This window comes from Duganella sp. (assembly GCF_039595735.1).
In the GTDB taxonomy this organism is placed as follows: Bacteria; Pseudomonadota; Gammaproteobacteria; order Burkholderiales; family Burkholderiaceae_D; genus Rugamonas.
The window spans coordinates 105,775-120,158 of the sequence record NZ_JBCNLB010000008.1; the positions used below are offsets into that span (position 1 = coordinate 105,775).

Sequence of the window (14,384 nt, forward strand, 5' to 3'; positions counted from 1 at the left end):
ATTGACGCCATTGTAACGGTTTCAGGCCCGCACACCGCTCGACAATTGCGACAATTCGCCGCCTTAAGGCGGCTTTAAGCGCCCTGCCCCGGCAGCGCCGGCCGGCCTCAGTGCGCGTTTTCCCGCTTGAGCACCGTCTTCACGGTGCAGATCACAATCCACAGATCCAGCCACAGCGACCAGCGGCGCAGATAGTCGAGGTCGTAGCGGATGCGCGCTTCCATCTTGTCCAGCGTTTCAGTTTCGCCGCGCAGGCCGTTGACCTGGGCCCAGCCGGTAATGCCCGGCTTGACCTTGTGGCGCAGCATATAGCCCTTGATCAGCTTGCGGTACTGCTCGTTGTGCGCCACCGCGTGCGGCCGCGGGCCGACGATGCTCATGCGCCCCTGCAGCACGTTGATGAACTGCGGCAGCTCGTCGAGCGAGGTGCGGCGCAGGAAGGCGCCGACCCGGGTCACGCGGGCGTCATCCTTGGTGGCCTGGGTCACCTTGCTGCCGTCCTCGGTCACGCGCATCGAGCGGAACTTGTAGACGATGATCTGCTCGCCGTACAGGCCGTAGCGGCGCTGGCGGAAGATCACCGGCCCCGGCGAGCTGAGCTTGACGGCAATGCCGACCGCCAGCATGATCGGCAGCAGCAGGATCTGGATCACGGCCGCCAGCAGGATGTCGCTGCCGCGCTTGACCAGGCGGTTGAAGCCGGTGAACGGGCTCTCGCAGATGGCAATCACCGGCATGCCGACCACATTGTCAAAGCGCGCCTGCATCAGGTCGAAGGCATAGATGTCCGGCAGGAAGTAGACCGAGGCGGTGGTGTCCTGCAGCTCATCGAGCAGCTTGCGGATGCGCGGCTGGGCCGAGATCGGCTGGCTGATGAAGATCATCTTGATCTGGTGCTTGCGCACATAGGCCGCCACGTCATCCATCGCGCCCAGCGTCGGGTGCTGCATGCCGGGCGGACGGCGGTCTTCCGAGCGGTCGTCGAAATAGCCGTGCACCTGCATCGGCAGGTGGTTGTAGGCCATGATGTTGTTGGCGAACTTGATGCTGACGCCGTTGGCGCCGACGATCACGATCGAGCGTACCTCGCCGTCGCCGCCGATGCGGTGCGCCAGCATGTGACAGCCGAGCAGGATCAGCGGCGTCACCAGGAACCAGGTCAGCACCACTTGCTGGTTGTAGTGCGAGGTCATGCCGGCCGCCGAGCCGAGGAACACCAGCACGGCGGCGGTCACCACCCAGCCGGCCAGGGTGTCGCGCGCGAAGGCCAGCATCTTGCCGCTGTGCCAGGCGCGGTAGGGATCGATGTTCTGGTACACCGCCGAGGCGATAAAGAAGGCCAGCACCATCAGCACCAGCGCGTAGCCGTCAAACCGCACCCCGTACAGCCAGGACACCAGCAACAACGTCCCCATGATGATCAGTGGATCGAGTACTCGCTGAAAAAATGAAATCAGGGGGATATCGTTAACCATTATGTCGACTTCTTAGAATTGAACGCGGGCGCTGAGCGACACGCCGTGCGAGCGGAAGGTGTTGCTGGCGGCGCCGCTGCGGTTTTCGCGGAAGGCACTGAGGTACAGGCGCACCGGCGTCACCGGCGCGTAGCTCAGGCCGGCGTTATAGGACTTGGTGTCGTCATCCAGACGGGTAAAGGTGGTCACGCCCGGGATCGCGATGAAATCGCGGCGCTCGCGGCGCGCGCTGAAGTCGGCGCTCATCTTGCCGGTCAGCTCCCATTGCGCATTCAGGCTGCCGCCCTTGTTGAAGCTGTTGCTGACTTCGTTGCTGTCCACGGCCGCGTACTCGCGCCAGGCGGTGGCGGTCATGCGCAGGCGGCGCAGCATCGACCAGTTGAAGGTGCCGCGGCCGTTCAAGCCGCTGGAATCACGCGCGGCGAAGAAATTGTGCTTGCGGTCGACGCGGCCGGCCAGCATCTGGAACTGCGAAGTGGCGCTGAAAATCCACTGCACATTGAGCTTGACCTCGTCCTGGGTGTAGCTGTCGTCGATCGGCTGGCCGTTGGCCAGGAAATGGTTGTCGTAGCGCCCCTTGGCGCGGCCGACCTGCAGACCGACCCGGCTGCCGGTGCTGGCAATGTAGTCGAGGCCGACGTTGTTGTAATCCTCGGTGCGGTTGTTGAACTTCTGGGCCGGCAGGTCATAGGTGAACTTCTGCGTGCTCCAGCCGGCACGCACGCGCCAGCTCGGGTGGAAGCGCCAGCCGCCGTCGAAATTCTCGCGGCGCTGCACCTGCAGGTTGCGGGCGGTCTGGCGGAAGTCGGCAAACGAGGTCAGCGACTGGGAATAGGCGCCGCCCACGTGGCCGTCCAGATTGTTGCCGATGTGCCATTCGAGGTCGGCATTGAAATCCTTGCCGGTGTAGTCGAGGATGTCATAGCGGTCAAACGCCACCTTGGACACCTTGAACTGCCCGGTCAGGCGCTGGCGGCTGATCGGCTGATCGATGCTCAGCCCGGCCATGGTCTGGGTCAGGTAATCGGAACGCTGGTCTTCCGGCACCGGCGAGTTGTCGGCATAGCGCAGCAGGTTGGCGTCGTAGCTGCGCGTGACCGACACGAATGGATGAATGGTATCGCTGATTTCAGCGTGCGCGGCGCCGCTGGCCGCCATGCCGAGCAGCACGCCGACGGCGGCTGCCACGGGGGTCGCGGGCGTTGCCCAGCGCGCGCCCGGATTGCTAAAAAGGGAACTCAGCATGTGAATTTTCTTTTAATAGTCGATAATTAGGAAGCAATACTACCAGTAAGACCAGTTTCCGGTACAGGTAATCCACACCCCCAGTGCGCCGTTGGTGACAGCGTGCGCCAGCACCGGCGACCACAGGTTACCGCTGCGCATATACAGCCAGCCGTACGCCACCCCGGCCACCACCCCGGCAAACCACAGATTATGCTCCACCCCGAACAGCAGCGCGGTGATCACAAAACCACGCAGGCCCACCCGTGCAGGATGAACTTCAAGAAACTTCGGCGCCGCCAGCCAGCGCATCAGGAACGAGCGCCAGAACAACTCTTCCATCACCGGCACCACCAGCGCGGCGCCGGCAATGCGCATCAGCACCAGCGGCCACTGAATGGCGCCGCCCGCGGTCGGATCGAAACCGGCCGACTGGCCGATCACCATCCAGCCGGCGTCCAGATTGACCCACAACACCAGCACCACCAGGCCGACGGCCACCGCTTCCAGCAAGCCGCGCGCGCCCGGCAGCGGCGCTTTCAATTCGTCGTAACGGCGCCACCAATACAGCAGCGCCAGTGCCACCACCCCCACCTTGACGCCATACAGCCAGCGCGGCGGGTCCGTCATCCAGCCCAGCAGATCGGCCAGCGCAATAAACCCCATATACAGCGCAAATGGCACGATACGCGGCCACGCCGCGCGCTCAAACCCCATGGAAGGCCCCGCTGATGCTTGTGACTAAGAAATGCATGTATCCTCGGTGTAGGCTCAATCCTGCCCATTGTAATTGCAGCAAGTTTAACTGTCCACACACATGCCGCGCTTGCACAACGGCAAGCTGCGGTGTGCCGGCCAGCCATTTGCCGGTACAATGCGGCATTTCCCCCTTCAATTCCCGGCGCGCCGCCGCCGCATCCGTAAGCATATGGCAGTTATATCTCTTTCCTCCGCACAATTGGCATTTGGTCACGTCGCCCTGCTCGACCACGCAGAATTTTCGCTTGAGCCGGGCGAGCGCGTCGGCCTGATCGGCCGCAACGGCACCGGCAAGTCCTCGCTGCTGAAAATCATCGCCGGCCGCACCAGGCTGGACGACGGCCTGCTGGTGATGCAGCAAAACCTGCACATTGTGTACGTAGAGCAAGAGCCGGTGTTTGCGCCCGGGATGAGCGTGCATGACGCGGTGGCCGAAGGCCTGGGCGCCCTGCCCGCCCTGCTGAAGGAATACGAGACGCTGACCGGCCAGTTCGGCCAGGGCGACGACGACGCCCTGATGGCGCGCATGCACGACATCCAGGTCCAGCTCGACGCGGCCGACGGCTGGAACCTGAGCAACAAGGTGGAAACCGTGCTCGACAAGCTGAACCTGCCGGGCCAGCTGCTGATGCGCGAACTGTCGGGCGGCATGCAAAAGCGCGTGGCGCTGGCGCGGGCGCTGGTGTCGGCGCCGGACGTGCTGCTGCTGGACGAACCAACCAACCACCTGGACTTCAGCTCCATCATGTGGCTGGAAGGTTTGCTGCGCGACTTCAAGGGCAGCGTGTTGTTCATTACCCACGACCGCTCCTTCCTCGACAACGTGGCCACCCGCATCATCGAGCTCGACCGCGGCCGCCTGCTGTCCTTCCCCGGCAATTTCAGCACCTACCAGACCCGCAAGGCCGAACTGCTGGAAAACGAGGAAGTGGAAAACGCCAAGTTCGACAAATTCCTGGCGCAGGAAGAAGTATGGATACGCAAGGGTGTCAAAGCCCGCCGCGTGCGCGACGAAGGCCGCGTGCGCCGGCTGGAAGCGCTGCGCCTGCAGCGTGCGGCACGGCGCGACCTGCAGGGCCAGGTCAAGCTGGAAGTGACGGTGGGCGAGCGCTCCGGCAAGGTCGTGGCCGAGCTGGACAACATCAGCAAGTTCTACGGTGAGCGCGCGATCGTCAAGAATTTCACCGGCACCATCCTGCGCGGCGACAAGGTCGGCCTGATCGGCGCCAACGGCGCCGGCAAGACCACCCTGTTGAAAATGATCCTGGGCGAGCTGGCGCCGGACAGCGGCGTGGCCAAGCTGGGCACCAAGCTGGAAGTGGCTTACTTTGACCAGATGCGCACCCAGCTCAACGAAGAAGCCAGCCTGATGGACACCATCTCGCCCGGCAGCGACTGGGTGGAAGTGAACGGCCAGCGCAAGCACGCGATGAGCTACCTGAGCGACTTCCTGTTCTCGCCGGAGCGCGCGCGCTCGCCGGTCAAATCGCTGTCCGGCGGCGAGCGCAACCGCCTGCTGCTGGCGCGCCTGTTTGCCAAACCGGCCAACTGCCTGGTGCTGGACGAACCCACCAACGACCTCGACATCGACACCCTGGAACTGCTGGAAGAACTGCTGGAAGACTACACCGGCACCGTATTCCTGGTCAGCCACGACCGCACCTTCCTCGACAACGTGGTCACCCAGGTGATCGTGGCCGAGGGCGAAGGCCACTGGCGCGAATTCGTCGGCGGCTACAGCGACTGGGAACGCGTGCGCGACACCGTCCCGGCCGCACGCGCGGCAGCGGCCAAAGCGGCCGCCCCGGCGCCGGCGCCCGCCGCCCCAGCCGTCGCCGCGCCCGCCAAACAAAAAAAACTCAGTTTCAAGGAACAGCGCGAGCTGGAGGAACTGCCCAAGCTGATCGCCAGCCTGGAAGATGAGCAAAGCGCGCTGACGCTGCAACTGTCCGATCCCGACTTCTACAAAAAAAACGCGGCCGAGGCGCGGCGCGTCAACCAGCGCATTGAAGAAATCGAAACCGAACTGCTGACCGCGCTGGAGCGCTGGGAACAGATCGAAGCGCGCGCCAACGGTTAAGCCTCATGATCGCCCGCCTCCGCTCCCGACAACAAGGCGCAGCCGTGCTGATCCTGCTGTTGATGCTGAGCCTGGGCGCGGCGACCCTGTTGATGAACGGCTTTGGCGCCGAGCGCGCCGACACGCGGCGCCAGCGCGACACCATCGCCGCCCTGGCGCAGGCGCGCGAGGCCTTGCTGGGCTACGCCCTGGTGCATGGGCGCCTGCCGCGTCCGGCGATCTCGGCCAGCAACGGCGCCGAATCCCCGCAGGATTGCGCCAACGCGGCCGCCTGCACCGGCTTCCTGCCATGGGTCACCTTAGGCATCAGCGGCACCGACAGCTGGGGCAAACTGCTGCGCTACAGCGTCACCCCTGCCTTTACGCAAGCGCCGGTACGCGAGAACACCAGCGTGGCCGATAAACGCGTGGTTGGCCGACATCCCAACGGCAGCACCTACTTCCTGGCCGGCCACCCCGCCTGCGACCTCCAGCACCAGTGCGCGCCGGCCGTGATTTTTTCCAGCGGCCGCCACAACCCGTCGGTCAACGCCAACGGCATCCCGCAGGTCAGCGATAGCGCCAGCAATCTGGACGAGGTCTACAACTACAGCGCCACCAACGACTTCGTCCAGCGCCCGACCACGCTGCCCGGCGACAGCAGCGCGCCCGGCGGCGAATTCGACGACCTGGTGATCTGGCTGCCGCTGGTCTCGCTGTACCAGCGCATGGGCGTGGCAGGGGTATTGAACTAGATGCTGCCCAAGGGCGCGCGTCTCGGCTATAATCTCGGCGCGTCCTCCCCGTAGCACAATGGATAGTGCACATGCCTCCTAAGCGTGGGATACTGGTTCGATTCCAGTCGGGGGGACCAATCAACACTCGAAAAATTCCAATCGATCTGAATAACCCGCCTTCGTTATCGAAGAGCGGGTTTTTTGTTACCAAAGCAAACCACCACAAGCGACACTCGCATCGAAGCAATCGAAAGTGAAAATGTTGCAATTTAGCAAACTTTCACTTATTGTGGCCTTGTTCAGATTTGATGAAGGTCATATATGATACGGGATGCATTAAAATTGAATTGACGTGCCTTATACTTGGACAATGACATCCAAATTTTTCAAATCGGTGAAAAAATTGATCGCATCGGAAAAGCATATTCCGGCTGCGGAAGGCGAGGTGCTTTCGTCAATCGCAACTGATCTTCGCTCAAAGGAACTGGAAGCCCTCAAACACCGCGAAAAGGTCAAAGATGCAATTAATAAAGGCACAAGAATCACCAAGCGAAGAATACCTCTCTGACTTCCTCTACATTGATACAGCTCGACTAGCCCATTATTACAGCCAGCTTTCGGTAGACGGTCTTGTTACCCAATCCAAACGCCTTTCAAAAGACACAACCAAATCCATAGACAATGTTGGTGTAAAAGCTGTAGTCACTGGGTCTCGCCAGTCCGAGACCGGCAGCGAAACGTCTATCGAACTGCAGATAGACCCGACCTTTTCACGCCCTCAAGATACGCTTGATGCACTATATAGCGCTGGCTATATCGGCGACGGCCTGACTCAGTCCGGAATCGGCACGCTGTTCCTCACCAAAGGCAACATTTCGATGTTTGATGTGCGCATGCTTAAGACCATGTGGCCTCATCTGGGCGAAATTGTGGCCGAGGAAGGCGCAAAGAATGTTGTAGGCCATGCGCAGCAACAGAAAGCTCGGGCAGCAGCGAAAAAAGAGTACAGCACAATTATGCCGCTGATCGCAACCTTCCCCATTCTTTGCACGGAAGCTTAATCAGCGCGGAAGACAGCGATACTGTTGCGTGGTTCACTCTTAAGCCGGAATGCATGCTCGTTAATCCGGACGACTTAGCATTCAAGCATGGCTGTGATCTTCCTGGAGACTGGCATATGCTAGGAATCGTCGATGCCAAGCCAAATGACATGATTGAAAATTTGGTCAGAGCGGAGGGGCTGAACTCACAGCTTGAGGGCGCGATGAGGGTTATGCTTCTTCATATCCGCCAGTTTTTTGGCAGGCCTGAAGACCGCTATGGCGTCACGCCAGTTCTGATTTTCCGCACTATCAAAAAGCCGAAAAACAAAATGTAGGTTCCAGTCGAGGCGTGCAGTCCCCACCACCAAGCGCTATTTACGCAAGGTTCTGAAGCTTCTCACCATCCACAGATAAGACAGGCCGATCATTACGCCCACCACCGCCATGTGCAGCAGGGTGCCGCGCACGTCCGCTGAGACGTGGCCTTTCATTCCCAGGTAAGCCAGCACCGCCAGCGCGGCTGTGACCACGCCGGGTACCAGGGCCAGCGCGACCTGGCGGACCGAGAACTCGACCACGCCACGGATCAGATACCACCCCAGCAGCATGCTGATGATGGCGCGCGCCGCCTGCGACATGATGAAGATGAACATGCCCAGATGGATGGTCACCACCATCAGCGCCGCCCCGCTCAGATTGCGCAGCACCGCATAATAGAAGGTGCTGGTGGCATCAGCCTTGAGCATCACCATCGACCAGTTAAACTGGTGCAGCGGGAACAGCACGCCGACGATGCAGAAATACTGCAGGATCGGCGCTGAGCCGTCCCAGCGCGCACCAAACATCAGTTGCACAACCTGCGGCGCAAACAGATAGAGGGCCGAGTAAAACGGCACCACCAGCCAGGCGCAATAGCGGATCGCACCAATGAACATGGAGGACAGCAGCGCCTTGTCGCCCTTGGCCTGGTAGAAGATCGGCCCGGCCACCTGGGCGGCGATGCCGTTCAGCAGCTCGCTGCTGATCAAATACAGCTTCTTGCCAATCGAGTACAAGCCCAGTTCGGCCTGCCCAATGAGCGAACCCACCAGCAGGTCGTCGATATTGGCAAACAGCATGTCGCACACGCGGCTGCCGACCATGTAGCGGCCATAGTGGAAAATCTTGGTGAAGCCTTCCCAGCCCGCGCCCCATTTCGGCCGCCAGTCGCTGGAGCGCCATAGCAAAGCCGTCATGACGGTGGTTTCGGTCAATTGCTTGAACACCAGGCTCCACATGCCGGCGCCAGCCAGGGCCAGGCCGACACCGACCACGGCGCCCGCCAGCATGCCGCACAGGGAACGCACGGCGATGCTCTTGAAGTTCAGCTGGCGCCGCTGCAAGGCATCCTGCACCGCGGACAAGGCGGCCAGCGGCAGGATCAGCGCCAGGTAGGGTGCCACCGTCGCGGCATCGGCCTGACCCATCGCGCGCAGCAGGGCCGGGCCGCCAAGGCAGGCAAGCACCGCCACGCCGGCCGCCAGGAACAGCTGGAACCAGAAGATCTGGTTGCGCGAGCGGTCGCTGTCGTCGACATAAATCAGGTACTCGGCCAGGCCCATTTCGGTCAGCGCCACCAGGATGGCGATCGCGGCGCTGACGAAGGCCACGGCACCGATGGCCCGGGCGTCGAGCAGGCGGGTCAGCAGCATGAAGACCAGCAACGACGTCAGGCGCCCGCCCCAATTCTTGACCAGCGACCACAGCAAACTACTGATAATTTTGTTTTGTAACATCGGAAATTGGATGAGAGAAGGGGCGATACCGCTGAATTCGCCAGGCTAGGCGGCAAACGCAGAGTATCGCTGCTCTGCACAATAGGGTCAATTGAAAGTTGTGTAAACGCCTAGATTTCAACGCATTTTCAAAGGACCGAATTGCCTAAATGCATCTTCCGCAAAGCAGCATCACGGGACCATGGCGGTCACTTCAATTTCCACTTTGGCGCGCTCTTCCACCAGCGCCGCCACCTGCACCGCCGTCATGGCCGGGTAGTGCGCGCCGATGATTTCGCGGTAGGCGCGGCCGATTTCCTTGTAAGCGCCAACGTATTCGTTTTTATCCACCACGTACCAGGTCATGCGCACGATGTGTTCGGGTCTGGCGTCGGCCTCGGCCAGCACGGCCACGATGTTGAGCAGCGCCTGGCGCACCTGGCCGGCGAAATCGTCGGTGTGGAACACACCCTGCCCGTCCCAGCCAATCATGCCGCTGACACACACCATGCGGCCGCTGGCGGCGATGCCGTTGGCGTAGCCGCGCGGACGCGCCCAGCCTGGCGGTTGCAGAATCTCCATCATGCCTCCTTCAGCAGCTCGCGCGCGATGATCAGTTGCTGCACCTCGGTCGCGCCTTCGTAAATGCGCAGCGCGCGGATTTCGCGGTACAGGCTTTCCACCACCTGGCCGCTGACGACACCGAGGCCGCCGAACATCTGCAGCGCGGCGTCGATCACCTGCTGCGCGGTTTCGGTGGCGTGCAGCTTGGCCATCGCCGCTTCCTTGGTGACCTTGCCGCCCTGGTCGCGCTGCCAGGCGGCGCGGTAGGTCAGCAGCGCCGAGGTGTCGATGCCGGTCGCCATCTCGGCCAGTTTGGCTTGCGTCAGCTGGAAGTCGGCCAGCACCTGGCCGAACATCTGGCGCTGGGTGGCGCGCTGCAAGGCTTCGTCCAGCGCGCGCCGCGCAAAGCCCAGCGCCGCTGCCGCCACCGAGGTGCGGAACACGTCCAGCGTGGCCATCGCCACCTTGAAGCCCTGCCCTGCTTCACCCAGCCGTTTGGTCGCCGGCACGCGGAAGTTGTCGAACCTGAGTCGCGCCAGCGGGTGCGGCGCGATGACGTTGATGCGCTCCGCGATCTCCAGGCCCGGCGTGCCGGCATCGACGATGAAGGCGCTGATGCCGCGCGCGCCCGGCTGCTCGCCGGTGCGGGCAAACACCACGTAGAAGTCGGCGATGCCGCCGTTGGAGATCCAGGTCTTCTCGCCGTTCAGCACATAGTGGTCGCCGTCCTGCACGGCGGCGCACTGCATGGCGGCGACGTCGGAGCCGGCCTGCGGTTCGGACAGTGCAAACGCCGCTATCGCCTCGCCGCGCGCCACGCGCGGCAGGTATTCAGCGCGATTGGCCTCGCTGCCAAACAGACTGATGGCGCCCGAGCCGAGGCCCTGCATGGCAAACGCAAAGTCGGCCAGGCCATTGTGGCGCGCCAGGGTTTCACGGATCAGGCAAATGGCGCGGGTGTCGATGCTTTCGGAGACGCCGCCATGCGCGGTGCCGCCGATGGCGTGGCGCAGCCAGCCGCCCTCTCCCAGTTGACGCACCAGTTGTCGGCAAGCTGCATCGACGTCATCGTGATGCGCATGCGCCGCGTGCTGTGCGGCCCAGGCGTCCAGCGTCTGCTCCAGCGCTGCGTGGCGCGGCTCGAAGAACGGCCAGGCCAGATAATGTTTATCGCTCATCAGTTGCCCTCGAACTGCGGTTTTTGCTTGGCCACGAAAGCGTGATAGGCACGATGAAAGTCCTGGGTCGCCATGCAGATGGCCTGCGCCTGCGCTTCCGCCTCGATCGCTTCGTCCACACCCATATTCCATTCCTGCTGCAGCATCTTCTTGGTCATGCCATGCGCGAAGGTCGGGCCGCTGGCCAGCGCCTGCGCGTAATCGCGCGCGGCATCCAGCAACGCGGCCGGTTCCTGCACGCTGTTGAAGAAGCCCCAACGCTCAGCCTCGACGCCGGACATCGAGCGGCCGGTGTACAGCAGCTCCGCCGCCCGTCCCTGCCCGATCACGCGCGGCAGCAGCGAGCAGGCCCCCATGTCGGCGCCGGCCAGTCCCACGCGGGTGAACAGGAAGGCCGTCTTGCTGCGCTCCGTGCCGATGCGGATATCGGACGCCAGCGCCAAAATGGCGCCGGCGCCGGCACATACGCCATCCACTGCCGCGATGATCGGCTGCGGGCAGTGCCGCATGGCTTTCACCAGATCGCCGGTCATGCGCGTGAAGGCCAGCAGGCCGGGCATATCAAGCCTGGTCAGCGGGCCGATGATGTCATGGACGTCGCCGCCGGAGCAGAAGTTCTCGCCGGCGCCGGTCAGCACCACAGCCTTGATGTCGTTGTCGTAGGCCAGCGCGCGGAACAGATCGCGCAGCTCGGCGTACGATTCAAAGGTGAGCGGATTCTTGCGCTCCGGGCGGTTGAGGGTCAGCGTGGCGACGCCGCCGCTGACCTCAAACAGAAAATGCTGGGGTGTGTACTGCATGGTGATTCCTTATTTCAGTTTCTGCTTGATGGAGGACAGCATATCGATCATCTGCGCCTTGTCGGCGCTGGAGACGTCCTGCAGCAGTTCCTCGATCCAGCCTTCGTGTTCGGCCGCCATGGTGGCAAAGGCCTTGCGGCCGGCGGCCGTCAGCTTGACGCTGTAGGCGCGGCCGTCTTTCGGGTCCGGCACGCGCACCACCAGCTTTTCCTGCTCCAGTTGATCGGTGATGCCGGTGATGTTCCCACCGGTCACCATCATACGCTTGGACAGCTCCCCCATGCGCAGCCCTTGCGGATGCCGTTCCAGTTGCGCCATCAGGTCAAAGCGCGGCAGCGTGATGCCGAAGGTGGCGCGCAGCCGGCTGCGGATTTCGTTTTCGATCTTGACGGTGCAGGACAACATGCGCAGCCACAGCTTCAGTGACTGGTGGTGGTCTTGTGTCAGGCGGCTGGCGAGATCCAGCTGTTCTTCATCATCTTCCATCATTTCCTCTGGCGAGATTTCTTTCCATTTGCTGTTTGCCGGGCAGGTATTGTTTGGGCCACGCCACCGCCGTGTAGCCGATGCGCGCCGCTTCGGCCAGTGTCCACGCCGGGTTGGCCAGATGCGGACGCCCCACCGCGCACAGGTCGGCACGGCCGGCGGCGATGATGCTGTTTGCGTGGTCGGCCTCATAAATCGAGCCGACCGCGATGGCGCCGATGCCGGCCTCGTTGCGGATGCGGTCCGCGAAAGGCGTCTGGAACATGCGGCCATACACCGGTTTCTCAAGCTTGCTGACCTGACCGGACGAGCAATCGATCATATCGGCGCCGGCGGCCTTGAACAGGCGCGCGATCTGCACCGCGTCGTCCGGCGTGATGCCGCCCTCCACCCAGTCGTGGGCCGAGATGCGCACGCTCATCGGCTTATGCGAGGGCCAGGCCGCCCGCATGGCCTGGAAGATGCGCAGCGGATAGCGGCAGCGGTTTTCCAGGCTGCCGCCGTAGTCGTCGCTGCGCTGGTTGGTCAGCGGCGAGATGAAGGACGACAGCAGGTAGCCGTGGGCGCAGTGCAGCTCCAGCCAGTCGAAGCCTGCGGCATCCGCAGCCAGCGTGGCGCGCACGAAGTCGGCCTGGATGCGGTCCATGTCCGCTGCCGTCATTTCACGCGCGGTTTGCGATATGCCTTGCAGGTACTGCTGCGGCGAGGCGGAGATCAGCGGCCAGTTGTCCCTGTCCAGCGGCTGGTCGATGCCATCCCACATGGCGCGGGTCGAACCCTTGGCGCCGGCGTGGCCCAATTGCAGCGCGATGGCGGCATCGGTGTGCTGGTGGACAAAATCGACAATGCGCTTCCAGGCTTGGGTGTGCTCGGGCGCGTACATGCCGGGGCAGTACGGCGTGATGCGGGCGTCGGCTGAGACGCAGGTCATTTCGGCAAACACCAGCGCCGCACCGCCCAGCGCACGGGCGCCAAGGTGGGCCAGATGGTAATCGCCGGCCACGCCGTTGACGGCGCTGTATTGCGCCATTGGCGAGACGGCAATGCGGTTCTTCAGCGTGAGGCCGCGGACTTTGACGGGCGTGAACATCGGCGGCGGTGCGGCGGCAGCGCGTGCGGCGGCGGGCGGCAGACCTGCCTGCGCGGCGGCGCGTTGCGCAAACCAGCGTTCGTAGTCCGCCACGTAGGCCGCGTCGCGCAGGCGCAGGTTTTCGTGCGACAGACGCTGGCTGCGCGTCAGCATGGAGTAGGCGAACTGCGGCGCTTCCATGGCCGTGTAACGTTCAACATTCTCAAACCACTCCATCGAATTGCGCGCCGCACTTTGCAGCTTGAGCACCTCGACCGCACGCAGTTCCTGATAGGCAGCCAGCGCACTGGCTTTGTCGGCATGGGCGTCGAAGCAGCGCGCCAGCTCGATCGCGTCTTCCAGCGCCAGCTTGGTGCCAGAGCCAATCGAGTAATGGGCGCTGTGCGCCGCATCGCCCATCAGCACCACCGGCACAGCGCCGTTCCAGTGCACCCATTGTCCGCACACGATGCGCGGGAAGGTGATCCACATGGCCGAACCACGCAGGTGGGCAGCATTGGACATCAGCTCGTGGCCATCCAGCTGCTCGGCAAACAGCTGCTCGCAGAACGCAATCGACTCCTCCTGAGACATGGCGTCCAGGCCGGCCGCGCGCCACACCGTCTCCGGCGTCTCGACGATGAAGGTCGAGGTGTCGGCGTCGTACTGATAGATGTGGGCCTGGAACCAGCCGTACTCCGTCTGTTTGAAGGCGAAGGTGAACGCGTCGAACTTCTTGCGCGTGCCCAGCCATACGAAGCGGCAGCGGCGCGCTTCGATCTGCGGCTGGTAGCTGTCCGCGTAGCGCGCGCGTATGCGGCTGTTCAGGCCATCGGAGGCGATGATCAGATCCGCGTCGTACTGCTGCTCGTCGGTCACCTCGGTTTCAAACACCAGCCTGACGCCCAGCTCCTCACAGCGGTGTTGCAAAATGTTGAGCAGGTGCTTGCGGCCGATGCCGCAGAAGCCATGGCCGCCCGATGTCACTTTCTCGCCCTTGAAGAAGACGTCGATATCGTCCCAGTGATTGAAAGATGCTTCGATGGCCTGCGCGGTCGGTGCGTCCGCCTCGGCCAGATTGCCCAGCGTCTGGTCGGAGAACACCACGCCCCAGCCGAAGGTATCGTAGGGACGATTGCGCTCCACCACCGTGATCTCGTGGGCCGGATTCTGCTTCTTCATCAGCAGCGCGAAGTACAGGCCGGCGGGGCCGCCGCCTATGCAGGTTATCTTCAT

The 14,384-nt window shown here is 62.9% G+C and carries 13 protein-coding genes and 1 tRNA gene; 5 read left to right on the forward strand and 9 right to left on the reverse strand.

Annotated features, from left to right (window positions below):
• Positions 1-107 precede the first annotated feature (107 nt).
• The 3 genes from ABDW57_RS15915 to ABDW57_RS15925 are packed head-to-tail and all read right to left on the reverse strand — an operon-like array spanning position 108 to position 3,416.
• Complete coding sequence (locus ABDW57_RS15915) at positions 108-1,478, reverse strand: undecaprenyl-phosphate glucose phosphotransferase (protein ID WP_343731241.1); 1,371 nt, start codon at positions 1,476-1,478, stop codon at positions 108-110.
• A gap of 9 nt (positions 1,479-1,487) precedes the next feature.
• Positions 1,488-2,720 (reverse strand): XrtB/PEP-CTERM-associated polysaccharide biosynthesis outer membrane protein EpsL, encoded by a 1,233-nt coding sequence (gene epsL, locus ABDW57_RS15920; protein ID WP_343731156.1) that lies wholly within the window; start codon positions 2,718-2,720, stop codon positions 1,488-1,490.
• A gap of 39 nt (positions 2,721-2,759) precedes the next feature.
• The gene (locus ABDW57_RS15925; protein WP_343731157.1) at positions 2,760-3,416 is read right to left on the reverse strand and encodes a CAAX prenyl protease-related protein; all 657 of its coding nucleotides are present in this window, start codon (positions 3,414-3,416) and stop codon (positions 2,760-2,762) included.
• 211 nt (positions 3,417-3,627) lie between these two features.
• Between ABDW57_RS15925 and ABDW57_RS15930 the strand changes: the two genes are divergently transcribed.
• The 5 genes from ABDW57_RS15930 (at position 3,628) to ABDW57_RS15950 (ending at position 7,632) form a co-directional block, all read left to right on the forward strand.
• On the forward strand, positions 3,628-5,538 hold the full coding sequence (locus tag ABDW57_RS15930) for an ATP-binding cassette domain-containing protein (protein ID WP_343731158.1): 1,911 nt from the start codon (positions 3,628-3,630) through the stop codon (positions 5,536-5,538).
• Between the two features lie 5 nt (positions 5,539-5,543).
• Positions 5,544-6,272: a hypothetical protein gene (locus ABDW57_RS15935; RefSeq protein WP_343731159.1), complete on the forward strand. Its 729-nt coding sequence runs from the start codon at positions 5,544-5,546 to the stop codon at positions 6,270-6,272.
• Between the two features lie 44 nt (positions 6,273-6,316).
• Positions 6,317-6,391, forward strand: a tRNA-Arg gene (locus ABDW57_RS15940).
• Between the two features lie 381 nt (positions 6,392-6,772).
• Positions 6,773-7,315 carry a hypothetical protein gene (locus ABDW57_RS15945; protein WP_343731160.1) on the forward strand — a complete coding sequence of 181 codons (543 nt, stop codon included), beginning with the start codon at positions 6,773-6,775 and terminating at the stop codon, positions 7,313-7,315.
• Positions 7,316-7,431: 116 nt separating this feature from the next.
• Positions 7,432-7,632 (forward strand): hypothetical protein, encoded by a 201-nt coding sequence (locus ABDW57_RS15950; protein ID WP_343731161.1) that lies wholly within the window; start codon positions 7,432-7,434, stop codon positions 7,630-7,632.
• A gap of 36 nt (positions 7,633-7,668) precedes the next feature.
• Here the strand turns inward: ABDW57_RS15950 and ABDW57_RS15955 are convergent, their stop codons facing one another.
• From ABDW57_RS15955 to ABDW57_RS15980, 6 genes are all read right to left on the reverse strand, one after another.
• Complete coding sequence (locus tag ABDW57_RS15955; protein ID WP_343731162.1) at positions 7,669-9,072, reverse strand: oligosaccharide flippase family protein; 1,404 nt, start codon at positions 9,070-9,072, stop codon at positions 7,669-7,671.
• Positions 9,073-9,243: 171 nt separating this feature from the next.
• Positions 9,244-9,633, reverse strand: coding sequence for a RidA family protein (locus ABDW57_RS15960; protein ID WP_343731242.1), 390 nt, complete (start codon positions 9,631-9,633; stop codon positions 9,244-9,246).
• Complete coding sequence (locus ABDW57_RS15965; RefSeq protein ID WP_343731163.1) at positions 9,633-10,793, reverse strand: acyl-CoA dehydrogenase family protein; 1,161 nt, start codon at positions 10,791-10,793, stop codon at positions 9,633-9,635. The genes ABDW57_RS15960 and ABDW57_RS15965 overlap by 1 nt, the downstream gene beginning before the upstream one ends.
• Positions 10,793-11,593 carry an enoyl-CoA hydratase family protein gene (locus tag ABDW57_RS15970; protein WP_343731164.1) on the reverse strand — a complete coding sequence of 267 codons (801 nt, stop codon included), beginning with the start codon at positions 11,591-11,593 and terminating at the stop codon, positions 10,793-10,795. Before ABDW57_RS15970 ends, ABDW57_RS15965 begins: the two co-directional genes overlap by 1 nt.
• A 9-nt stretch (positions 11,594-11,602) precedes the next feature.
• Entirely contained in the window at positions 11,603-12,082 is a 480-nt protein-coding gene (locus ABDW57_RS15975; RefSeq protein ID WP_343731165.1) for a MarR family transcriptional regulator, read from the reverse strand.
• Positions 12,069-14,384, reverse strand: a complete 2,316-nt coding sequence (locus ABDW57_RS15980; protein ID WP_343731166.1) for a bifunctional salicylyl-CoA 5-hydroxylase/oxidoreductase — start codon at positions 14,382-14,384, stop codon at positions 12,069-12,071. The genes ABDW57_RS15975 and ABDW57_RS15980 overlap by 14 nt, the downstream gene beginning before the upstream one ends.